At 54.2% G+C, this 22719-nt stretch carries 23 protein-coding genes; 17 read left to right on the forward strand and 6 right to left on the reverse strand.

What is annotated here, in order from left to right:
- The first annotated feature begins 142 nt into the window (after positions 1-142).
- Together GBC03_17805 and speG are read left to right on the forward strand one after the other, a co-directional pair.
- Positions 143-484: a DUF1283 family protein gene (locus GBC03_17805; GenBank protein ID QFS71928.1), complete on the forward strand. Its 342-nt coding sequence runs from the start codon at positions 143-145 to the stop codon at positions 482-484.
- A 34-nt stretch (positions 485-518) separates the two neighbouring features.
- Positions 519-1079: a spermidine N1-acetyltransferase gene (gene speG, locus GBC03_17810; protein QFS71929.1), complete on the forward strand. Its 561-nt coding sequence runs from the start codon at positions 519-521 to the stop codon at positions 1077-1079.
- Between the two features lie 16 nt (positions 1080-1095).
- Here the strand turns inward: speG and GBC03_17815 are convergent, their stop codons facing one another.
- A complete protein-coding gene (locus GBC03_17815; GenBank protein QFS71930.1) occupies positions 1096-1806 on the reverse strand; it encodes a YnfC family lipoprotein in 711 nt (236 codons plus the stop codon).
- A 631-nt stretch (positions 1807-2437) separates the two neighbouring features.
- Here GBC03_17815 and GBC03_17820 point away from each other — a divergent pair.
- The 10 genes from GBC03_17820 to osmV all read left to right on the forward strand — a co-directional run bounded on the left by GBC03_17820 (position 2438) and on the right by osmV (position 14102).
- The gene (locus GBC03_17820; protein ID QFS71931.1) at positions 2438-5032 is read left to right on the forward strand and encodes an autotransporter outer membrane beta-barrel domain-containing protein; all 2595 of its coding nucleotides are present in this window, start codon (positions 2438-2440) and stop codon (positions 5030-5032) included.
- A 170-nt stretch (positions 5033-5202) separates the two neighbouring features.
- Positions 5203-5511, forward strand: a complete 309-nt coding sequence (locus tag GBC03_17825; protein QFS71932.1) for a DUF1161 domain-containing protein — start codon at positions 5203-5205, stop codon at positions 5509-5511.
- Between the two features lie 271 nt (positions 5512-5782).
- On the forward strand, positions 5783-8218 hold the full coding sequence (locus GBC03_17830; GenBank protein ID QFS71933.1) for a molybdopterin-dependent oxidoreductase: 2436 nt from the start codon (positions 5783-5785) through the stop codon (positions 8216-8218).
- A gap of 10 nt (positions 8219-8228) precedes the next feature.
- A complete protein-coding gene (gene dmsB / locus GBC03_17835; GenBank protein QFS71934.1) occupies positions 8229-8846 on the forward strand; it encodes a dimethylsulfoxide reductase subunit B in 618 nt (205 codons plus the stop codon).
- 1 nt (position 8847) lies between these two features.
- A complete protein-coding gene (locus GBC03_17840) occupies positions 8848-9705 on the forward strand; it encodes a dimethylsulfoxide reductase (protein QFS71935.1) in 858 nt (285 codons plus the stop codon).
- Positions 9706-9747: 42 nt separating this feature from the next.
- Positions 9748-10362 (forward strand): Tat proofreading chaperone DmsD, encoded by a 615-nt coding sequence (gene dmsD, locus GBC03_17845; protein ID QFS71936.1) that lies wholly within the window; start codon positions 9748-9750, stop codon positions 10360-10362.
- 293 nt (positions 10363-10655) lie between these two features.
- The gene (gene osmY, locus GBC03_17850) at positions 10656-11366 is read left to right on the forward strand and encodes an osmoprotectant ABC transporter permease OsmY (GenBank protein ID QFS71937.1); all 711 of its coding nucleotides are present in this window, start codon (positions 10656-10658) and stop codon (positions 11364-11366) included.
- Positions 11367-11394: 28 nt separating this feature from the next.
- Entirely contained in the window at positions 11395-12297 is a 903-nt protein-coding gene (osmX, locus tag GBC03_17855) for an osmoprotectant ABC transporter substrate-binding protein OsmX (GenBank protein ID QFS71938.1), read from the forward strand.
- A 9-nt stretch (positions 12298-12306) separates the two neighbouring features.
- Complete coding sequence (gene osmW, locus GBC03_17860) at positions 12307-12954, forward strand: osmoprotectant ABC transporter permease OsmW (protein QFS71939.1); 648 nt, start codon at positions 12307-12309, stop codon at positions 12952-12954.
- Positions 12954-14102 carry an osmoprotectant ABC transporter ATP-binding protein OsmV gene (osmV, locus tag GBC03_17865; protein ID QFS71940.1) on the forward strand — a complete coding sequence of 383 codons (1149 nt, stop codon included), beginning with the start codon at positions 12954-12956 and terminating at the stop codon, positions 14100-14102. The genes osmW and osmV overlap by 1 nt, the downstream gene beginning before the upstream one ends.
- A gap of 79 nt (positions 14103-14181) precedes the next feature.
- On the opposite strand, the gene bioD is transcribed toward osmV, so the two are convergent.
- From bioD to GBC03_17880, 3 genes are all read right to left on the reverse strand, one after another.
- Positions 14182-14877: an ATP-dependent dethiobiotin synthetase BioD gene (bioD, locus tag GBC03_17870; protein ID QFS71941.1), complete on the reverse strand. Its 696-nt coding sequence runs from the start codon at positions 14875-14877 to the stop codon at positions 14182-14184.
- A 125-nt stretch (positions 14878-15002) separates the two neighbouring features.
- Positions 15003-16223, reverse strand: coding sequence for an ROK family protein (locus GBC03_17875; protein QFS71942.1), 1221 nt, complete (start codon positions 16221-16223; stop codon positions 15003-15005).
- 128 nt (positions 16224-16351) lie between these two features.
- Positions 16352-17251 carry a LysR family transcriptional regulator gene (locus GBC03_17880; GenBank protein ID QFS71943.1) on the reverse strand — a complete coding sequence of 300 codons (900 nt, stop codon included), beginning with the start codon at positions 17249-17251 and terminating at the stop codon, positions 16352-16354.
- A gap of 121 nt (positions 17252-17372) precedes the next feature.
- Here GBC03_17880 and GBC03_17885 point away from each other — a divergent pair, with 121 nt between their 5' ends.
- The 5 genes from GBC03_17885 (at position 17373) to GBC03_17905 (ending at position 21966) form a co-directional block, all read left to right on the forward strand.
- Positions 17373-18626 (forward strand): MFS transporter, encoded by a 1254-nt coding sequence (locus GBC03_17885; GenBank protein QFS71944.1) that lies wholly within the window; start codon positions 17373-17375, stop codon positions 18624-18626.
- A gap of 278 nt (positions 18627-18904) precedes the next feature.
- Complete coding sequence (locus tag GBC03_17890; GenBank protein ID QFS71945.1) at positions 18905-20389, forward strand: carboxypeptidase M32; 1485 nt, start codon at positions 18905-18907, stop codon at positions 20387-20389.
- A gap of 149 nt (positions 20390-20538) precedes the next feature.
- Entirely contained in the window at positions 20539-20865 is a 327-nt protein-coding gene (gene asr / locus GBC03_17895) for an acid resistance repetitive basic protein Asr (GenBank protein ID QFS74051.1), read from the forward strand.
- A gap of 94 nt (positions 20866-20959) precedes the next feature.
- Entirely contained in the window at positions 20960-21043 is an 84-nt protein-coding gene (locus GBC03_17900; protein ID QFS74052.1) for a hypothetical protein, read from the forward strand.
- 101 nt (positions 21044-21144) lie between these two features.
- A complete protein-coding gene (locus GBC03_17905) occupies positions 21145-21966 on the forward strand; it encodes a trypsin-like serine protease (GenBank protein ID QFS71946.1) in 822 nt (273 codons plus the stop codon).
- A gap of 39 nt (positions 21967-22005) precedes the next feature.
- Here the strand turns inward: GBC03_17905 and mdtI are convergent, their stop codons facing one another.
- Both mdtI and mdtJ read right to left on the reverse strand, forming a co-directional pair.
- The gene (mdtI, locus tag GBC03_17910; GenBank protein ID QFS71947.1) at positions 22006-22335 is read right to left on the reverse strand and encodes a multidrug/spermidine efflux SMR transporter subunit MdtI; all 330 of its coding nucleotides are present in this window, start codon (positions 22333-22335) and stop codon (positions 22006-22008) included.
- Positions 22322-22684, reverse strand: coding sequence for a multidrug/spermidine efflux SMR transporter subunit MdtJ (mdtJ, locus tag GBC03_17915; GenBank protein ID QFS71948.1), 363 nt, complete (start codon positions 22682-22684; stop codon positions 22322-22324). The genes mdtI and mdtJ overlap by 14 nt, the downstream gene beginning before the upstream one ends.
- Positions 22685-22719: the final 35 nt, after the last annotated feature.

A 22719-nucleotide genomic window follows, 5' to 3' on the forward strand; every position in this document is an offset into this window, starting at 1 on the left:
CATTTACCTGAGGTTCAGGCATGATACGTCATAATTGCCTGAACTTATCCATAACCTTCCGGCGGGTATGCCCTGTGCGAGGAATGGTGTAGAATTTGCCTGTCAATGATGCTTTTTGCGTCGCTCATAAAAGGAACTTGCCATGAACATTACGCTTCGCAAACGCCTGTGCCTGACGGCAATGCTGCTGCTGAGTGCCGTCGTCTACACCGCGACCGCGCAGGCTGAGACCAGTCGACTGGTGATCGAATCCGGTGACAGCGCCCTGAGCCGTCAGCAGGCAGCCATGCAAAAAGAGCAATGGGATGACACACGTAGCCTGCGTCAGAAAATTAACAAGCGCGCGGAAAAAGAGTGGGATAAAGCGGATGCCGCTTTTGATAACCGCGATAGCTGCGAGCAGAGTGCCAATCTGAATGCGTACTGGGAGCCGAATACCCTGCGCTGTCTGGATCGTCGCACCGGTCGCGTGGTTGCCCCCTGATACAAAGAACTAAACGAGACGTTAAGGATTTGGTATGACAAGCGCCCTCAGTGTCAAGCTACGCCCGCTGGAGCGTGAAGATTTACGTTTTGTCCATCAACTCGATAACAATGCCAGCGTGATGCGCTACTGGTTTGAAGAGCCTTATGAGGCCTTCGTCGAGTTGTCCGATCTTTACGATAAGCACATTCACGATCAGAGCGAACGCCGTTTCGTTGTCGAATGCGACGGTGAAAAAGCGGGACTGGTCGAACTGGTTGAAATCAACCATGTCCATCGTCGGGCCGAATTTCAGATCATTATTTCCCCGGAGTATCAGGGAAAAGGTCTCGCCTCACGTGCCGCCAGGCTGGCGATGGACTACGGATTTACCGTACTTAACCTCTATAAGCTGTACCTCATCGTTGATAAAGAGAACGAAAAAGCGATCCACATCTACCGTAAGCTGGGCTTTATGGTTGAAGGTGAACTGATTCATGAATTCTTTATTAACGGTGAATACCGCAATACTATCCGGATGTGTATCTTCCAGCATCAGTACCTGGCGGAACATCGGTCGCCCGGTACGGCGATGTTGAAACCTACCGCGCAGTAATCGCTGCGCGGTCATCTTAGTAGTAATCGATGGTATTTTTGATCGTGTAATTGTGCTCAACCGCGGGCTTGACGCTTTCATCAACGATCACCAGCGTACAGTCCGTGGGATTGGCATGACGGTCATAATCACAGGTTTGCTTAACGTTCCCCAGAGGGCGATCGTTAAGCAGACTTACCGCCGTATAATCAAGCTTCTTACGCGGATCGGTCGAAGGTTTTGCGCTGACGGATAGCGTCTGGTCCTTGCTGACGGTGGTCTTGCCGAGCGGATAACCCTCGGCATCATAGCGATACTGGACTTTCATCTCTTTTCCGGTCGCCGCGACCACAAAGCCATTATCATCGGTATCCCAGACGACGCCGGCTGAAGGCAGTTCCGCGAGCTGACATTTCCCCTGCAGGCGCACCTTTTTCTCCAGCGTTTCGGCATCACGATAAAAGTTCGCATCCAGCACCAGCGCCACGCCGGTATTGTTTTCAAGATCGTGCAGCTCCAGCGAGTCAAAACAGCCTTCCTCAGACAGCGTACCGTTGACGCGCTTCGCCACTTCGCCCTTCTCATTGAGCAACGTCTGGCTGAAGTCCTTTACCGGCCCGCGCAAAGGGTCAAAATCAAACTCATTAGAGAAACTGGCCATTTCCGGCGTAAAGGAGAGCGGTACCGTACCGTTGTCACATCCCACCAGCAAAGTACCGAGCACGAAAAGAAATATCTGTTTTTTCACAGCTTCCCCGAAAGAAAAGGATGATCTCCAGTCATATTAGCAAAGACTGTCGTTTACACGACAGCAAAGCAAAAAAAACCGTTGAGTGCCAACGGGCACATAGCGTCTGGTGGCAAACTTCTACGCAAAACGCGCCCGGACTTTACTTATCTCAACTGCGAGGTTTGATCGAAATCAAGCTATCATGTATTAGCTTTCCGCAAAAATCCTAAATCACCACGCTCACGCATTTAAGCAATGATTGCCTGACAAATGACTAGCAGGTTAGTCATTCGCTCTATAATAAAAATCACTCATCCTCCACGCCTATTATCTCATTGTATAAGGGAAATTATTTGCACTAATCCTAATATTTTAAATGGTCTTAATAAGATACATTGCTGGCAAAAAAACACTTAAGATCTTATATAAGAAAATTAAAGATATATTAAATAGATGAAACCTATTGAACAACACAATAATTAGTCGATAAAACCATTTCTCAATTTAAAATCATGCGAATAAAATACACCTTAAGAAAACAATTTATTTTTACAAATTATATTTTTGTTCATCACCATGCACTAAGGGATTGTTCTTCAATACAAAATTTATTTCGTACACCAGGCACTCTCTTATGGAAGAGACAATTATGAATATTAAAAAATCGCACCAACCAAAATCAATACTGGCAATCGCTATTGCCTTCGCAATACAAACTGCCGCCGCAGCGAATGTGGATAATATCAATCTGTTAACCGTGACGCCTCCGACGGACATCACGAGCGATCTCATTATCGATAATAATGACTCTCTCACCCTTTCCTCAACCGAAAATACCGGCAGTAACTGGAATCAGGTTCGCGCAGCAAGCGTTGGGAGTACCGGCGTCGGTACATTGATTATTGATGGTCGGGATATCCTCGTTGCCGAAGGGGCTATCATTGGTTACGGGGGGACCGGTATCGTCACCTTGACCAATGGCGCCACCTGGAGAACGAATAACTGGCATATCCAGCTTGGAATGGGGAATGGTTCCGGCACGCTGAATGTGCTTAACGGCAGTAAAATAACTGGACTTGATGATTTGCGCATTGGTGAAGCATACGAAGATGCCCAGGGAGTGGTAAACATTGACGGCGCTAATTCTTCAATTGAAACCAGTTGGACCGTCGTCGGCGATCAGGGACATGGTCAATTATTCATTACCAACGGCGGTAAGCTCTCAACGACCAGTCACATGAGTATTGGCCTCGTCGGAGTGACGGTTAATACCGATGCTAAAGGCTTTGGTGAAACCCGGGTCGATGGGGCTAATTCAATGCTGGACGTTGCTGCGGCCATCAATCTGGGCGGGTTCTCAACCGTAAATAATACCGCCAAAGGGATCCTCACCGTCAGCAATGGCGCAACCGTTAAGTCCGGCACGTTGATCCGCCTGGCCTATGGCAACGGCAGTACCGGGATTTTAAATATCGGCGGCGCGCAGGGAGAAACCGAACAGGCGGCAGGCAACATTGAGGCGTCACGAATTTATCTGATGAATAACAGCGATCAGAACACCGCCATTCTGAACTTCAACCATTCCAGTCAGGACTTCGTGCTGGCATCGCGAATTTACGGCAATGGTGAAGTCAACCACGTTGGTTCGGGGGTGACCACGCTGACCGGGGCCAATACTTACAGCGGCAACACGCTTGTCTCCAGAGGGACGCTGCGCGCAGGCGCGGAAAATACCTTTAGCGACGCGTCAGATTACATCGTCAACGACGGTGCCAGTTTGGATCTTAATGGCTATTCGCAAACCCTGAACTCGCTGGCACTGGCAGGCACGACGACGCTCTCTTCCCCACCGCGAGTGAAAGCGGCCTTTAGCCCGACCACGTTAACCATCAACGGCAATTACACGGGCAACAACGGTCTGCTGGCCTTACGCACCGTATTAGGCGATGACCTTTCGGCGACCGATAAGCTGGTTGTTCGTGGTGATACCAGCGGCACCACGCGTGTCAGCGTCAGCAACGCTGGCGGCGGCGGTTCGCAGACGGTAGAAGGCATCCCGGTTGTGGAAGTGGAAGGAGCCTCCAACGGTACCTTTGTCAAAGAAGGCCGTATCGTCGCAGGCGCTTACGACTACAACATCATCAAAAAGAACAACCAGAACTGGCATCTGACCAGCGAAGTAATTCCCGATCCGTTACCGCCAGATGAGCCCGCGCCAGCATCACCGGAACAGCCGGTTCCGGAGACTCCTGCCGCCCCGGAAGGTAAACACCAGTATCGCCCGGAAACCGGCAGCTATCTGGCAAACACCCTTGCCGCCAATACGCTGTTTACCACCCGCCTCCACGATCGTCTGGGCGAAACGCAGTATACCGACGCGTTAACCGGCGAGCAGAAGGTGACCAGCCTGTGGATGCGCCACATCGGCGGCCATAACCGCTTCAAGGACGGTTCCGGGCAGATAAGCACCCAGAGCAACCGCTATGTGCTGCAACTCGGCGGTGATATTGCGCAATGGAGTACCGACGGTCTGGATCGCTGGCATCTGGGTCTGATGGCCGGTTACGCCAACAGCAAGAGCCGCAGCCATTCCAGTCTGACCGGATACACCTCTCGCGGGGAAATCAGCGGCTACAGCGCCGGTCTGTACGGCACCTGGTATGCCAACGACGCCGATAAAACCGGGGCTTATGTTGATGGCTGGATGCTCTACAACTGGTTTGACAACACCGTCTCCGGACAGGGACTGGCCTCTGAAGAGTATGACTCAGACGGCATCACCGCCTCTGTCGAAACGGGTTATACCTGGAAACTGGCCGAATTCAGCGAACGTAACGCGCTGTACATTCAGCCTAAAGTCCAGGTGACCTGGATGGACGTGCAGGCCGATACCCACATCGAGAAAAACGGTACCCGGGTGGTGGATAAAACCGACGGCAATCTGCAAACCCGCCTGGGTGTGAAAGCGTACCTGCAAGGGCATAACGCGATGGATGACGGTAAAGACCGCACCTTCCAGCCGTTTGTCGAAGCCAACTGGATCCACAACACGCAGAATTACAGCGTGCAGATGGATGACATCAACAGCGAAGTGAAAGGCAGCCGCAACATAGCTGAACTGAAAGCTGGTGTTGAAGGTCAACTGACGAAAAATGTCACCCTGTGGGGCAACGTCGCCCAACAGATTGGCGACAATGGCTACAGCGATACGCAAGGTATGCTGGGGCTGAAATACAGCTTCTGACCCTTCCTCCCGTGGCAACACGGGGGATTTAGCACAAACCCTGACACCGTCGGGGTTTTTGCTTTTGGGGAAAAGAGAGAGCTTTCCGATTCTTCGACAGGTTGCTGGCAATGACAATTGCTTACACTATCAATGCTATGCTTAATCGGTGCATCTCAACAATGGAGCTGATGATGAAATTTTCCCGAGGAATACTGACATGTGTACTGCTGAGCGCCTCCCCGCTGGTGTTCGCCGTCCCTGACTCCTGCGAACGTGTCAGGAGTGATATTGAGCAGCGCATCATCAATAACGGCGTGCCGGAGGCCAATTTCACCCTGAGCATCGTGCCAAACGATCAGGCCGATCAGCCTGACTCACAGGTTGTAGGGCATTGCGCCAACGACACGCATAAAATTCTCTACACCCGAACCAGCAGTGGTAATGCACCTGCCAGCACCACGCCTTCTCAGGAAGGTGCCAACACCGAGCCGCAGTAATTCCGCCTGTTTTTCGCCCTCCGGCAACGGAGGGTTTCCCTCACTTTGATATGGATTAATAACCCCTACTCATTAAGGGGTAAAATTCATTCCTGCTTAGCATGTCTCTGATATCGCTATAGAAAAAACTATACAACGCTCTGTTTGACGGTGGGGTATCAACACAACACCGCCTGCATCACACCGATCAATACAGAAAACAAAGGAATGGCTGTTCCCGGAAACAGGGACGCAACCAGGTCAGTTTTTGACATTAGCAAAGTGAGCAACCATGAAAATCACCACGCCTGAGGCCCTCATGACGGCCAGTATCAGTCGCCGTAGTCTGGTGAAATCATCCGCTATTGGCAGCCTTGCGCTTGCCAGTAGCGCTTTCACCCTCCCTTTCACCCGGATCGCGCGCGCCGCAGACGGCATGACGCCCGCGCCGGTCGAAGAAAAAGCGGTCTGGAGTTCCTGTACCGTTAACTGCGGAAGCCGTTGTCTGCTGCGTCTGCACGTCAAAGATGACACGGTTTATTGGGTGGAGTCTGACACCACCGGCAGCGATGAGTATGGCAACCATCAGGTTCGCGCCTGCTTGCGCGGTCGCTCGATACGTCGACGCATGAATCACCCCGACAGGCTGAAATACCCGATGAAACGCGTCGGCAAACGCGGTGAAGGCAAGTTTGAACGCATCACCTGGGACGAAGCGCTGGATATCGTCGGCGACAACCTGAAGCGGATCCTCAAAGAGTATGGCAACGAGGCGGTCCACGTGCTGTACGGCACTGGCGTCGACGGCGGAAACATTACCAACTCTAATGTCCCTTACCGTCTGATGAACGCCTGCGGCGGCTACCTTAGCCGTTACGGCAGTTACAGCACCGCGCAGATCAGCGCCGCCATGAGCTACATGTTTGGCAGCAACGATGGCAACAGCCCTGATGACATTGCCAATACGAAACTGGTGGTGATGTTTGGCAACAACCCTGCGGAAACCCGTATGAGCGGCGGCGGCGTCACTTACTACGTCGAACAGGCGCGTGAACGTTCCAATGCGCGAATGATCGTTATCGATCCGCGTTATAACGACACCGCCGCCGGACGCGAAGATGAATGGCTGCCCATCCGTCCCGGCACGGACGGCGCGCTGGCGGCAGCAATCGCCTGGGTGTTGATTACTGAAGATCTGGTCGATAAGCCGTTCCTCGACAAATACTGCGTCGGTTACGATGAAACCACCCTGCCTGCCGGTGCGCCGCGTAACGCGCACTACAAGGCGTACATCCTCGGCGAAGGTCCGGACGGCATAGCCAAAACCCCGGAGTGGGCGTCCCGCATCACCAGTATTCCGGCGGATAAAATCATCCAGTTGGCCCGTGAAATTGGCTCGGCGAAACCGGCCTATATTTGCCAGGGCTGGGGACCTCAGCGTCACTCCAACGGCGAGCAAACCGCACGGGCTATCGCCATGCTGTCGGTACTCACCGGCAACGTCGGCATCAACGGCGGTAACTCAGGCGTACGTGAAGGCACCTGGGATCTCGGCGTGGAGTGGTTTTCGATGCTCGATAACCCGGTGAAAACGCAAATCTCCGTGTTCACCTGGACCGATGCTATCGATCATGGCACCGAAATGACCGCCACGCGCGACGGCATACGCGGCAAAGAGAAACTGGATGTTCCCATCAAGTTCATGTGGTGCTACGCCAGTAATACGCTGATTAACCAGCACGGGAATATCGCCCATACTCATGAGGTGCTACAGGACGACAGCAAGTGCGAAATGATTGTCGGCATTGAACATTTCATGACGGCCTCGGCGAAGTACTGCGACATCCTGCAGCCAGATTTAATGCCAACGGAGCAGGAAGATCTGATCTCCCACGAATCTGCGGGCAACATGGGCTATGTAATCCTCGGCCAGCCCGCGACCTCAGCGAAGTTTGAAAGAAAGCCTATTTACTGGATGCTCAGCGAAATCGCCCGCCGACTTGGGCCTGACGTATACCAGACGTTCACCGAAGGACGCTCGCAGCATGAATGGGTGAAATACCTGCATGCGAAAACCAAAGAGCGCAATCCGGAAATGCCGGATTACGAAGAGATGAAGCAAACCGGTATCTTCAAGAAAAAATGTCCGGAAGAGCACTACGTCGCCTTCCGCGCGTTCCGTGAAGATCCAAACGCTAACCCGCTGAAAACGCCGTCAGGGAAAATTGAAATTTACTCTGCGCGGCTGGCCACTCTCGCCGAGACCTGGGAACTGAAGGCGGATGAGGTAATCCATCCTCTGCCCGCCTATGCTCCCGGTTTCGACGGCTGGGACGATCCGATCCGCAAAACATACCCGCTGCAACTCACCGGATTCCACTATAAGGCGCGCACCCACTCCAGCTATGGCAACATTGACGTCCTGCAACAGGCCTGCCCGCAGGAGATCTGGATTAACCCGATTGATGCCAACGCGCGCGGGATTCAACACGGTGACACCGTCCGGGTATTTAACAATAACGGTCAGATGCTGATCCCCGCCAAGGTAACGCCACGCATTCTGCCCGGCGTCACTGCCATTGGTCAGGGGGCGTGGCTCAAGGCCGATATGTTTGGCGACCAGGTAGACCACGGTGGCTCCATCAACATCCTGACGTCACACCGCCCTTCGCCGTTGGCAAAAGGGAATCCTTCGCACAGTAATCTCGTTCAGGTTGAAAAGGTTTAAGGAGTAACCGATGACAACTCAGTATGGATTTTTTATCGATTCCAGCCGTTGCACCGGGTGCAAAACCTGCGAACTGGCCTGCAAGGACTACAAGGATTTAACCCCGGATGTCAGTTTTCGCCGCATTTATGAATACGCGGGCGGAGACTGGCAGGAAGACAACGGCGTCTGGCATCAGAACGTTTTTGCCTACTATCTCTCTATTGCCTGCAACCACTGCGAAGATCCGGCCTGTACCAAGGTCTGCCCGAGCGGAGCGATGCACAAGCGGGAAGACGGTTTTGTGGTCGTGGATGAAGATATCTGCATCGGCTGCCGCTACTGCCATATGGCCTGCCCGTACGGCGCGCCACAGTACAATGCCGCTAAGGGTCACATGACCAAGTGCGATGGCTGTCATGACCGCGTGGCAGAGGGTAAGAAACCGATCTGTGTCGAATCTTGTCCGCTGCGCGCGCTGGATTTCGGTCCCATCGACGAACTGCGTAAGAAACACGGTGAACTGGCTGCCGTTGCGCCACTGCCGGGTGCGCACTTCACGAAGCCGAGTATTGTGATCAAACCGAATGCCAACAGCCGTCCGACCGGGGATACCACCGGTTATCTGGCAAATCCGAAGGAGGTGTAAAATGGGAAGTGGATGGCATGAATGGCCGCTGGTGCTGTTTACAGTACTCGGCCAGTGCGTCGTGGGCGCGCTGATTGTCAGTGGGCTTGGCTGGTTTGCGATGAAAGACGATGCCGCCGCCCGGCAACGCCTGGTTCGCAGCATGTTTTTCCTCTGGCTGGTGATGGGGCTGGGATTCCTGGCGTCGATCGTGCATCTCGGGTCGCCGATGCGGGCATTCAACTCACTCAACCGCATTGGCGCATCCGGGTTGAGCAATGAAATCGCCGCAGGCTCGGTCTTTTTCGCCGTGGGTGGTATCTGGTGGCTGGTCGCCGTACTGGGTAAAATGCCGCCCGCGCTGGGAAAACTCTGGCTGCTGCTCGGCATGGTGCTGGGTATCGTCTTCGTCTGGGCAATGACCCGTGTTTACCTGATCGATACCGTACCGACCTGGTATACTGGCTATACGACGCTGGCGTTCTTCATGACGGTATTGCTCAGCGGCCCCCTGTTCGCGGCATTACTGTTGCGGGCGTCCCGCGTCACCTTTAGCGGAACCGTGTTCGCCAGTATCAGCGTACTGGCGCTGCTGGTCAGCGTGGGTGTCATTGTCCTGCAAGGCATGTCGCTGGCGACGATTCACAGTTCGGTTCAGCAGGCCTCTGCGCTGGTGCCGGATTATGCCTCCCTGCAGGTATGGCGTGTGGTGTTGCTTACCGCCGGACTGGGCTGCTGGATCTGCCCGCTGGTACGCCGCAAAGAACCGCATGTCGCCGGGTTGCTACTGGGGTTACTCCTCGTGCTTGGTGGCGAAATAATAGGTCGTGGCCTGTTTTATGGCCTGCATATGACCGTCGGTATGGCGGTAGCAGGTTAACAAATCCGTGCGGGGAAACCCGCACTTCTCAGGATGTTTCAGATGACTGATTTTACTCAACGTGATGATTTTGCGATGACGGCACGCGTGCTGGGGGCCCTGTTTTATTACGCGCCCGACAGCGCCGAGGCCGCCCCTCTGGTATCAGCGTTAACCGCAGATGACTGGCAGACTCAGTGGCCGCTGGCAGCGGAAATACTGGCTCCGCTGGCGACGGATTTTAAACGCGTCAGCGATGAATCACTTCCCGAGGCGTTTCAGCGCCTGTTCGTGGGGCCGTATGCGTTACCGTCGCCACCCTGGGGTTCCGTCTGGTTAGATCGCGAAAATGTCCTGTTTGGCGAGTCCACTCTGGCCCTGCGTCAGTGGATGCGCGACAACGGCATTCACGTCGAAGCAACGCAAAATGAACCCGAGGATCATTTCGGTTCGTTATTGCTGATGGCGGCGTGGCTGGCTGAAAGTGGCCGACACACTGAATGCGAACAGCTGCTGGCGTGGCATCTGTTCCCGTGGTCATCCCGCTTCCTGGACATATTTATTGATAACGCCGGTCATCCTTTTTATCGGGCTCTCGGCGAACTGGCCCGCCACACCCTGGCACAGTGGCAGTCTCAGTTACTGACTCCGGTCGCGGAAAAACCGTTATTCCGCTAACCCTCTGAAGGCAGGTTTTTCCTGCCTTTTCTGATACCTGCACTTTTCTTTGTTGTTACAGTGTCACTTCTGATTGGCGTTTTTAAGACAATTCTTTACATACCCTGCTTATCCTTTACGGCATAAGGCCAAATCGCGTTTAGCGATTAATAGTCTGCGAATCTAATTTGCCTTCACGCTGGAATCCTTCCCACCCTGTTGCTATAGCTCAAAACACCCTGCCGATACATGGCATAACAACATGCGACGATTATTCGCCGCCATAACGCATGCAAACAGGGAGACACACTGCAATGCACACTTCCACGTTAAAACACGTGCTGGGCTTTAGTTTCGTCATCATTGTGCTACTGGCACTGCTGATCTGGGGAATTGGCGTCGAAACGCTCAAATCACGTCAGGTCGATTTGCTCTATCTCGGCCAACAGCACCTGATTTTAGTCCTTACCTCAATGTTCTTCGCCCTACTGGTCGGTATTCCAAGCGGTATCCTGCTCAGCCGCCCCGCAGCAAAGGGGATTGCTGAATATGCCATGCAGATCTTCAACATTGGCAACACGCTACCTCCGCTGGCCGTTCTCGCGCTGGCGATGGTCATTATCGGCATTGGCGACCTACCCGCTATTGTTGCGCTGTTTCTGGCGTCACTGTTGCCGATTGTGCGTAACACCTATGCCGGACTGATTTCTGTCCCACCGTCGCTGATTGAAGCGGCAAACGGCATCGGTATGACGAAATGGCAGCGGCTTCGTCAGGTGGAAATCCCCAACGCCTGGCCGGTGATGCTTTCCGGGATCCGCATTGCCACAGCGATTAACGTCGGAACCGCCCCGCTGGCGTTTCTGATTGGCGCCAGCAGCTACGGCGAGCTGATTTTCCCCGGCATCTATCTTAACGACTTCCCGACATTGATTTTGGGGGCGACCGCCACCGCACTTTTCGCCCTGATCCTCGACAGTCTGCTCGCCTGGCTTGGGCGCGCCCTGAGCCCGCACACGGCCTGATGACAATGATAAAAACAAGGAGCGCTAAATGAATCTCAAGAATACATGGCTGGGATGGCTCGCCGCCGCGCTGTTGATGAGCACGCAGGTCCAGGCCGCCCCCATTATCCTCGCCACCAAGAGCTTTACCGAACAGCACATTCTCTCGGCCATGACCGTTCAGTATCTGCAAAAAAAAGGATTTCAGGTTCAGCCACAGACCAATATCGCCACGGTCATCTCACGGAATGCGATGATCAATAAACAGATTGATATGACATGGGAATACACCGGCACTTCGTTGATTATTTTCAACCATATCAATGAGCGCATGAGCCCGCAGGCGTCGTATGACACGGTGAAGCGCCTTGATGCCAGGCTGGGGCTGGTATGGCTGAAACCGGCAGATATGAACAACACCTACGCGTTCGCCATGCAACGTAAGCGCGCCGAAGCGGAAAACATCAACACCATGTCGGAGATGGTGGCGAAAATTGAGCACATCCGCCAGACCGATCCCGACAACAACTGGTTGCTGGGGCTCGACCTGGAATTTGCCGGGCGCAGTGACGGAATGAAGCCGCTACAGCAGGCCTATCAGATGGAGCTTGACCGACCGCAAATCCGCCAGATGGATCCCGGACTGGTCTACAACGCCGTGCGTGATGGCTTTATTGACGCCGGCCTTATCTATACCACTGACGGTCGTGTGAAGGGTTTTGATCTCAAGGTGCTGGAAGATGATAAGGGCTTCTTCCCAAGTTACGCTGTCACGCCTGTGGTGCGTAAAGATACGCTGGAGGCCAACCCAGGGCTTGCCGAGGCGCTCAATATCCTCTCGGAGCAGTTAAATAATGACGTGATCAGTTCATTGAATGCGAAGGTTGATATCGATCACCAGTCACCTCAGCAGGTTGCTCGTGAATTCCTGCAACAAAAGAACCTGCTGTAAGGAGCGCATATGGATACGATTCACTACATGATCGATAACGCAGGTTATCTGGCGACGCTCACTTTTCAGCATCTGTGGCTGGTGGCGCTGGCGGTTGGCCTGGCGATTGTGACTGGCGTACCGCTCGGGATCCTGATTGTCCGCCACAAATGGCTGGCAACGCCCGTACTGAGCGCCGCCACGCTGCTATTGACGATTCCATCTATTGCCCTCTTCGGGCTGATGATCCCTCTGTTTTCGCTGATCGGTCACGGAATTGGCGCACTGCCCGCCATTACCGCCGTGTTCCTCTACTCGCTGCTGCCTATCGTGCGTAACACCCATACCGCACTGGACAGCATCCCACCGGGCTTACGCGAAGCGGGTCGCGGGATTGGCATGACGTTCTGGCAGCGTTTGCGCTGGGTTGAGATCCCAATGGCTTTACCGGTGATTTTCGGCGGGATCCGCACCGCCGTGGTCATGAACATCGGCGTGATGGCGATTGCCGCAGTGATTGGCGCAGGCGGCCTGGGATTACTGTTACTGAATGGTATCGGCGGCAGCGACATTCGCATGCTGATTGCCGGCGCATTGATGATTTGTCTTTTAGCGATTGTACTTGACTGGCTGTTACACCGCCTGCAAGTCGTCCTGACACCGAAGGGGATACGATAATGATAAAACTGGAAAACCTCACCAAACAATTTTCGCAGAAAAACGGTCAGCCGCTTAAGGCCGTCGATAACGTCAATCTGAACGTGCCAGAGGGAGAAATGTGCGTTCTGCTGGGGCCGTCGGGCTGCGGCAAGACCACTACCCTGAAGATGATTAACCGCCTGATTACCCCGAGCAGCGGCAACATCCTGATTAACGGTGAAAATACGGGCGAGATGGATACCGTGACCCTGCGCCGCAACATTGGCTATGTGATCCAGCAGATTGGTCTGTTCCCTAACATGACGATTGAAGAAAACATTACGGTCGTCCCCCGCATGCTGGGCTGGGATAAAGCCCGCTGTAAAAGCCGTGCCGAAGAGTTGATGGAGATGGTAGCAATGGATGCGAAGAAGTTTCTGCATCGTTATCCAAAAGAGATGTCCGGCGGCCAGCAACAGCGTATTGGCGTCATTCGCGCCCTGGCGGCGGATCCGCCGGTTCTGCTGATGGATGAACCGTTTGGCGCCGTCGACCCCATCAACCGCGAAGTGATCCAGAACCAGTTCCTCGACATGCAGCGCGCGTTGAAGAAAACGGTGATGTTGGTAAGTCATGATATTGATGAAGCGTTGAAACTCGGCGATCGTATTGCCGTATTCCGCCAGGGACGCATTGTCCAGTGCGCCAGCCCGGATGAGTTGTTGGCCAAACCGGCCAACGACTTTGTCGGTTCATTCGTCGGTCAGGACCGTACGCTCAAGCGCCTGCTGCTGGTCTCGGCGGGCGACGTGACCGACCAGCAGCCAACGCTGACCGCGCAACCGTCTACGTCGCTGAATGAAGCCTTTGGGATTATGGATGACAACGACATTCGTGCGATTACGGTGGTGGATGGCGAAGGTAAACCGCTGGGCTTTGTGAAACGTCGCGAGGCGCGTCAGGCCACCGGCACCTGCGCAGACATCATTCATCCCTTCCGTATTACCGGCAAGGCCGAAGACAACCTGCGTATTGTGCTGTCCAAGCTGTATGAAAGTAATACCAGTTGGATGCCGATTGTTGACGAGGACGGTCGCTACAACGGCGAGATCTCACAGGATTACATCGCCGATTATCTCAGTTCTGGACGTACCCGCCGGGCGCTGAACATTCACGAAAGCAGCTAAGACCGGTTTTGACAGTATAAAAAAACCGGGGAGCGCGTTGGCTCCCCGGTTTCATCATTATGATGTGTAAGGTCGTGAATCAGGCCATGATTCTATCGACTGACAGCACGCTACCCAGCATTGACAGGCGAATGTACTGTCCAAGATCGCGCTGCTCGGCGCGCGGTAAATAAGGCAGTTCGCCGATCAACGGCGCAGGCAGTTTTTTGCTCAGGACATCGATAATTTCCGCATAGTGTGCCAGACCCGGATTGATACGGTTGGCGACCCAACCGATCAGCGGTAAGCCGTCGTTGGCGATCGCCTGAGCAGTCAGCAGCGCATGGTTAATACAGCCTTCCTGAATGCCTACCACCATCAGTACCGGTAACTGCTCCTGCACCACCCATTCAGACAACGGACGCAGATCGTTCATCAGGCTGCGCCAGCCGCCGGTGCCTTCAACCACCACGTGATCGACTTTCTCGGACAGGCTCGCCAGACCGTTAGAAAGTAAGGTGTAATTGATCGGGCAACTGTGGGCCACACTACTTTCATCTTCGCTCAGGGCGATGGGGTTAACGGCCTCATAGGGCAATTCCAGCGTCGATACGCTTTGCAGCACCAGTGCATCCCGGTTGCGCAACCCTTCAGGGGTCTCTTTGCTGCTCTTCGCGACCGGTTTATATCCCGCAACGCTTTTACCCCCCGACGCTAACGCTTGTAGCAATGCGCGGGAAACAACCGTCTTCCCAACAGAAGTGTCTGTACCTGTAATAAAGAAACGCTTCAGCATCACCAACTCCACCGTTATGCTTCGAAAATATAAGCCAGGAAAATAATACAGTGGAGAAAGTCTAAGGTATGCCAGGTAGAATCAGCTTGAGTTAGCGCAATTTTTGGTAGAACAGTTAAAAAATGTTAACCCTGTAATAGACGAATCAACAAAGAACCATTATACATCGCGTCTTTTACCAGCGCGGCCCCCGCCATCGTCCCCTGATTAGAAAACTGCGTGCTCTCAACGACCATATTTTTGCTGTAGGCCGGTAGCGCCTGCTGGCGAATGCTGTCCGCAATCGCCGGGAACAACACGTCCGCCGCTTTACTGAGCGGCGATCCGATCAGTATTTTTTGCGGGTTAAACAGATTGACCATAATGGCGAGGATACGTCCAACGTGAGTTCCCACGCCGCTGATAATGTCTTTAGCCAGCAGATCGCCCTGCATCGCCGCCTGACACAACGAATCAACCGTCAACGGCTGGCCATGGAGCGACGAGCTCATGGATTGTGCCAGCCGCAGTTGCGCCAGTTCCAGCACGCTTTCGACGCTGGCAATGGTTTCCAGACAGCCGTGATTGCCGCAATAACAGCGTTTTCCGTAAGGATCAACCTGGGTGTGGCCAATCTCCACCAGGCTGCTGCTGCCCGCATGCAGTAAGTGACCGTCGGTAATCACCCCGGCCCCAACGTTATGATCGATAACCACCTGAATCACATCACGCGCCCCACGGGACGCGCCAAACAGCGCCTCTGCCATTGTCCAGGCGCTAATATCATGCTGAATGTAGACCGGTACACCGGTGTGCTGCGACAGCGTATCGCCGAGCGGCATCTCTTTCACATCGGCATAAAACGGCATGCGATGCACGATCCCATTCTCTGTATCAATAATGCCGGGTAAGGTAATGGCGATGGAGGTCAGACGTTCGAGCTTCTGCTGATGGCGAATAAAGAACTGATCGACCAGCGTGACAATGCGCGCCAGCAGCGGCGTTTCATCGTTCAGCGGCAGCTCAAGACACTCTTCCACCACCAGTTTGCTGCTGAGATCGCGCAGGGCGAGAAATATTTCCCCACGACTGATACGAAGAGACAAATAGTGCCAGGCTTCTGTTTCCACCACCAGTCCCACCGCAGGGCGTCCGCGACTACCGGCTTCTTTAATTTCCAGTTCCTGGACCAGGTGCGCTTCAAGCATTTTGCGCACTATCTTCGTGATACTGGCAGGCGCCAGCTGCGCAAGACGCGAAAGATCAATACGCGATACCGGCCCCAACTGATCAATCAGGCGATAAACTGCACCCGCATTGGTCTGCTTTATTTGATCGATGTGCCCAGGCTGACTATCAGCAACCACCTCTGACTCCCTTTATTTTCGCGCTCCGAAATAATCTGCGGGCTATGGTGAAGTACTTCAATACACGACGTCAACTTTTTACTTAGCCGTGTGATTAACTGCACATTTTCAGCCGTTATTAAATTAATTTAAGCGCTACTGACGGCCTGAATTAACTGCTGACGAAAGCGTAGCGCCGCCTGGCTCTGTTCATGATGTGCCGACCAGACCAGCCACATTTCCGAGACTGCATCCTCTTCCGCAATTGGCACCCAACACATCTCATTGAGCTGCACTTTTTTAAACGACGCCGGAAGTATCGACACGCCTAAACCGGCAGCGACCAGCCCAATGATCGTCATTGCCTCGCCGACCTCCTGGGTAATCACAGGCGACAACTGGTAGCGACGCATCATGCCGAGGATATCGTCGTAAAGACCGGTTCCGACATGGGGGTCAAAGAAAACAAACGGTTCTTTCGCCAGTTCAGCCAGCGTCACTACCGGCTTTTGCGCCAGTGGGTACACCCGGGGGATCATCGCCATCAGCGGTTCATGCAAGATAACCGCATGATGTAAGCTCTCCGGCAACGGGGTATTGCGCATCAGGCCCAGATCCAGCGCCCCTTCACTCAGCGGTGCCAGTTGTTCGCGGGTATTCATCTCGCGGGTCTGCAAATGCATATCCGGGTAATTCTGCCGGAACAACGACAGAGTATCGGAGACCGCGCGTATAAACGGCGCCGACGAGGTAAAGCCGATGCGCAGTTCCCCGGCCTCCCCCTGGTGCAGACGCTCCGCGCGGGCGGCGGCATCATTAACCAGCCCGAGGATCTGCCGACTGTCGGCAAGAAATTGCTTGCCTGCGGCGGTCAGCGCGACGCTACGGTTCGTTCGCGCGAGCAGGCGCGCGCCGACCTGTTGCTCAAGCATCTGAATTTGCTGGCTCAGCGGCGGCTGCGAAATGTTCAATCGGGCCGCAGCACGCCCAAAATGCAGTTCTTCCGCTACGGCAACAAAGTAGCGAAGATGACGAAGTTCAATATTCATATTTTTAAAGTATTATTTGAGACTATTAATATATTAGACAGAATAATGAGTTTTTCCTACTCTACTCAACAAGGTTATGCCCGTCCCCTTAAAACACGGGTTTGTTGCGCAAGGATTTCCAGTGAGTCGTACTACTACAGTCAATGACGCGACGGCGAGCGATATTGACGACCAACGCATTTCTCAGCCGGTTCAGTTTATTCAACGCGGTACCTCTGCCTTCATGCGCGTCACGCTGGCGCTCTTTTCTGCCGGACTGGCGACCTTCGCCCTGCTGTACTGCGTCCAGCCTATTCTGCCAGTGCTGTCCCATGAATTTGGCGTATCGCCTGCCAGTAGCAGTATTTCACTGTCGATCTCCACAGGAATGTTAGCCGTTGGCCTGCTGTTTACCGGCCCGCTGTCGGATGCCATCGGTCGCAAGCCGGTGATGGTGACCGCGCTGCTGCTCGCCTCCTGCTGTACGTTGCTTTCGACGATGATGACCAGTTGGCACGGTATACTGGTGATGCGCGCGCTGATTGGCCTCTCGCTCAGCGGCGTAGCGGCCGTCGGAATGACCTATCTGAGCGAAGAGATCCACCCCAGTTTTGTCGCGTTCTCAATGGGACTGTACATCAGCGGCAACTCGATTGGCGGAATGAGCGGACGTCTGATTAGCGGCGTGTTTACGGATTTCTTTAGCTGGCGCATTGCGCTGGCGGCCATTGGCTGCTTCGCACTGGCGTCGGCCCTGATGTTCTGGAAAATTCTGCCGGAATCACGCCACTTCCGTCCCACGTCGCTGCGCCCCAAAACGTTGTTCATTAACTTTCGACTCCACTGGCGCGACCAGGGGCTGCCGCTGTTGTTTGCGGAAGGTTTTCTGCTGATGGGGTCGTTCGTCACGCTGTTTAACTACATCGGTTATCGCCTGATGCTTTCACCGTGGGAGCTCAGTCAGGCGGTGGTCGGCCTGCTTTCCGTTGCCTATCTGACCGGGACCTGGAGTTCACCGAAAGCCGGTTCGATGACGGTGCGCTACGGGCGCGGCCCGGTGATGCTCTTCTCTACCGCCGTGATGCTTGTCGGTCTGCTAATGACCCTATTCAGCTCGCTATGGCTGATTTTCACCGGCATGCTGCTCTTCTCGGCGGGATTCTTTGGCGCCCACTCCGTCGCCAGTAGCTGGATCGGCCCGCGCGCGCGGCGCGCCAAAGGCCAGGCCTCTTCGCTGTATCTGTTCAGCTACTATCTGGGATCCAGTATCGCCGGTACGCTCGGCGGCGTGTTCTGGCATAACTATGGCTGGAATGGCGTGGGGGGATTTATCGCTATTATGCTGATACTGGCCATTCTGGTCGGCACCCGACTGCATCACCGCCTTCACGTCTAGTCTGAAAGAAAAGCCCGGGTTTCACCGGGCTTTCGCCTCTCGACCAACAGTGGTTACCAAATTCCTAAGATTGATGAATACCCCATCAATTCTCTGACGGCATCCAGTGCCAGAAGAGCAAAGACAACCCAGTGAAGTGGATTCATTTTGCTGTGTGTGTTTATTTTTATTGGACGGGGACGATGTTCCCGTCGGCTACTATAAAAAAGGCTATCGATAAACATAACTACCCATTATGGTGGGGGAACTCAACCTGCCTGTTTCGTCGAAGAGGTTACATGGATAACAAAAGCTATCAACAACTTGCACGTACCTTCCTGCGGCTGTCCCGCTTCTCTCACCTTTCCGCCATCGCCAGTTGGGATATGTTCGCCATGATGCCGCCAGGCGGCAGCGCGGCGCGCGGTGAAGCGCTGGCTGAGCTGAGCGTGCTGGAACATCAAATCCTGACCGAACCGAAAGTGGCGCAATGGCTTGCCGCTGCCGCCCAGGAGGATCTCAATGATGTGGAACAGGCCAATCTGCGGGAAATGACGCGGCTGCATACCCAGGCCGCATTGTTACCTGAGTCGCTGGTGGAGGCTAAATCGCTCGCCGGAAGTCGCTGCGAGCACGCCTGGCGCAGTCAGCGTCCCGCCAACGACTGGCAGGGATTCTCGGCGAATTTGCGAGAGGTGGTGAAACTGAGTCGCGAGGAGGCCAGACTGCGTGCGCAGGTCAAAGGCGGCTCGCCGTATGACGCGCTGCTGGATATTTATGAGCCAGAAATGACCAGTGCACAACTGGACGGACTGTTTGCCGATCTCAAATCGTGGCTGCCGGATCTCCTCAACCGCGTGGTCGTCCGGCAGTCACAGCAGTCGCTGGTTGCCCCCGTTGGCCCTTTCCCGACTGCCGTCCAGCGAGAACTGGGGCTGGAGACGATGTCTGTACTCGGTTTCGATTTCAATGCCGGTCGCCTGGATATTAGCGCTCATCCGTTCTGCGGCGGCGTGCCGGAAGATGTGCGTATCACGACGCGCTATGACGAAAACGAGTTACTCAGCGCCCTGTTTGGCGTTATCCACGAAACCGGACACGCCCGCTATGAGCAAAACCTGCCGCGTAACTGGCTGGGTCAGCCGGTAGCGCTAGCCCGTTCCACCGCGATCCACGAATCCCAGAGTCTGTTTTTTGAAATGCAGGTGGGCCGCAGCAATGCGTTTTTACAGCGACTGCTACCCGCCGTGAAGCGTCATTTTGGCTCTCAGGCTGCCTTTGAAGAGCAAAACTTCATCGCCTGGAACCAGCGGGTTAAACCCGGTTTTATCCGCGTGGATGCGGATGAAGTCAGCTACCCGGCGCACGTCATTCTGCGCTATGAGATTGAGCGAGCGTTAATCAATGGCGACATCGAGGTGGAAGATATTCCGGCGCTGTGGGACGAAAAAATGCAGGCATGGCTGGGACTGTCGACAAAAGGGAATTATCGCGACGGCTGTATGCAGGATATTCACTGGACCGACGGCGGGTTTGGTTACTTCCCTTCTTACACGTTGGGCGCGATGTACGCCGCGCAGTTGTTCAGCGCCGCGAACCGCGCGTTGCCTGGCCTCAGCCAACAAATTGCTGGCGGTGATTTCAGCGCGCTGTTTGACTGGCTGCGACAGAACATCTGGCAACACGGCAGCCGCTTTACTACGGAGCAGTTGATCACGCAGGCCACCGGAGAAACGCTCAACAGCCGCCATTTCCGCGCCCACCTTGAATCTCGCTATCTGTAAACCGCCTTGCCGGGCCGTTGCGCCCGGCATTGTACATATCGTTACACGCCGAAACCAATGACTCACGGAAGCACACATAATCCAGCGATATAGTTATTTCAACGGCCCCGCAGTGGGGTTGAATGAAAAACCAAATCGAGGGTATGAGAATGAAAAAAGTATTAGCTCTGGTTGTTGCCGCTGCTATGGGTCTGTCTTCTGCCGCATTTGCTGCTGACACTACGACAACTGCACCGGCTGCCGCACCTGTCGCAAAAGCGGCTCCGGCAAAAACCATGCACCACAAAAAACATCACAAAGCGACCACCCAGAAAGCGCCAGAGCAAAAAGCGCAGGCCGCTAAAAAACACCCGAAAAAAGCCAAAGCCACGACTGAGCAGAAAGCGCCAGAACAAAAAGCGCAAGCCGCTAAAAAGCACGCCAAGAAACACACCAAGCAACCGGCTGCTAAGCCTGCTGCTCAACCGGCAGCTTAAGTCCTGAATCTGTAAACTGGCGCGCCCCCTCGCGCCATTACTTAACGGCGCTGAACGCTTTCCCGGTTTAGCGCCGTCTTTTTCGGAGGGTAACATGGTGCGCCGTTATAGCTTTGAGTTCATCCTTATCACGCTTATTTTATGTGCACTCATTGCTGCCCGCTTTTATCTTTCCTGATCGTAGTACTCTGATTTTGCTCTCACTTTCCCGCCGTTACGTCTATAGTATTTACTGAGGGTTTTCTTTTAATAATCATAATTACCCACACAGAGTGTGATATGCGTAAAACCGTTGCTGTATTACTGGGGTCGTTGTGCTTTTCATCGGGTATTGCGCATGCGGATAAGCCTGAGGTGGATAGCGAGACCAGTGAAGTCAAAACGTTATTTTTTGGTCAGGACGATCGCGCGCCGGTAAGCGATCCTACGCAATCGCCGTGGGATGCTATCGGACAACTGGAAACCGCCAGCGGTAACTTGTGTACTGCGACGCTGATCTCCCCGCATCTGGCGCTTACCGCCGGACATTGCTTATTAACCCCGCCTAAAGGGAAACCGGATAAAGCCGTGGTCCTGCGTTTTGTCTCTAAAAAAGGTCTCTGGCGTTATGAAATCCACGGAATTGAAGGACGCGTCGATCCCGGCCTGGGAAAACGTCTGAAGCCCGATGGCGATGGCTGGATTGTGCCGCCGGCTGCCGCGCCGTGGGATTTTGGTCTGGTCGTCCTGCGCTATCCGCCTTCCGGCATCACGCCGTTGCCGCTCTTTGAAGGGGATAAAGCCGCACTGACCGCCGCACTCAAGGATGCCGGGCGCAAGGTCACACAGTCGGGATATCCGGAAGACCATCTTGATACGCTCTATTCTCATCAGGATTGCATTGTCACCGGCTGGGCGCAGAATTCGGTGTTGTCACATCAGTGTGACACCCTGCCGGGCGACAGCGGTTCGCCGCTGATGTTGAAAACCGAGGCGGGATGGCAGTTAATCGGCGTTCAGAGTTCTGCCCCGGCGGCAAAAGATCGCTGGCGCGCAGACAACCGGGCTATCTCGGTGACCGGTTTTCGTGAAAAACTGGATGCACTGGCCGGGGAACAATAAGGCTCATCGCGCTGCCCGCAGGAAGCGGGCAGCGGAACATCAGGCAAGTTTAATCATCACCATTCCGGCCAGCAGTAGAACAACGCCAATCCAGCCCTTATGATTCAGGCGCTGACCAAACAGTATCCATCCGGCGGCCAGCGTCGCGGCGATACCAAACCCACCCCACAGCGCATAGGCAACGGACAAATCGATGCCTTTTACCGCCTGAGACAGCGCGCTGAACGCGGCGAGTACCGCGACCAGCGAGAGGATGCCGTACCATTTGCGCCGAAAGCCGTCAGAGAATTTTAAGAAGACGTTGGCGATAATTTCCAGAACGATCGCCCCTCCCAGCCACGCAGCATGAACCCACTCAAACTGTTGCATGCGTCACCTCTTTCGCACTCTGACGCGACTTGCGGGTACCAGACTTGATCAACACAATCCCCAGTACCAGCGTCGCCAGACCGGCAATTTTCATGGCCGACAGCGACTCATCAAATAACAGCACGCTAAACAGCGTAATAAATAAAATACCGATACCTTCCCACAGGGCGTAAGCTACGCCGAGGGCGATTTTTTTAACGGCGAAAGAGAGAAAAATATACGAAGTCGCGATCATCACCAGCATTAAAATAAATCCGCTGTTGCCATCGCTCACGCTTGCCCATTTCATCGACAGTGTGCCGGTAATTTCGGCGGCAATCGCCAGGCCTAATAAAATCCAGTAAAACATGGTGCTTCTCCTGCTTGAGAATATAATCCTTTGGG

The organism is Citrobacter telavivensis (assembly GCA_009363175.1).
GTDB lineage: Bacteria > Pseudomonadota > Gammaproteobacteria > Enterobacterales > Enterobacteriaceae > Citrobacter_A > Citrobacter_A telavivensis.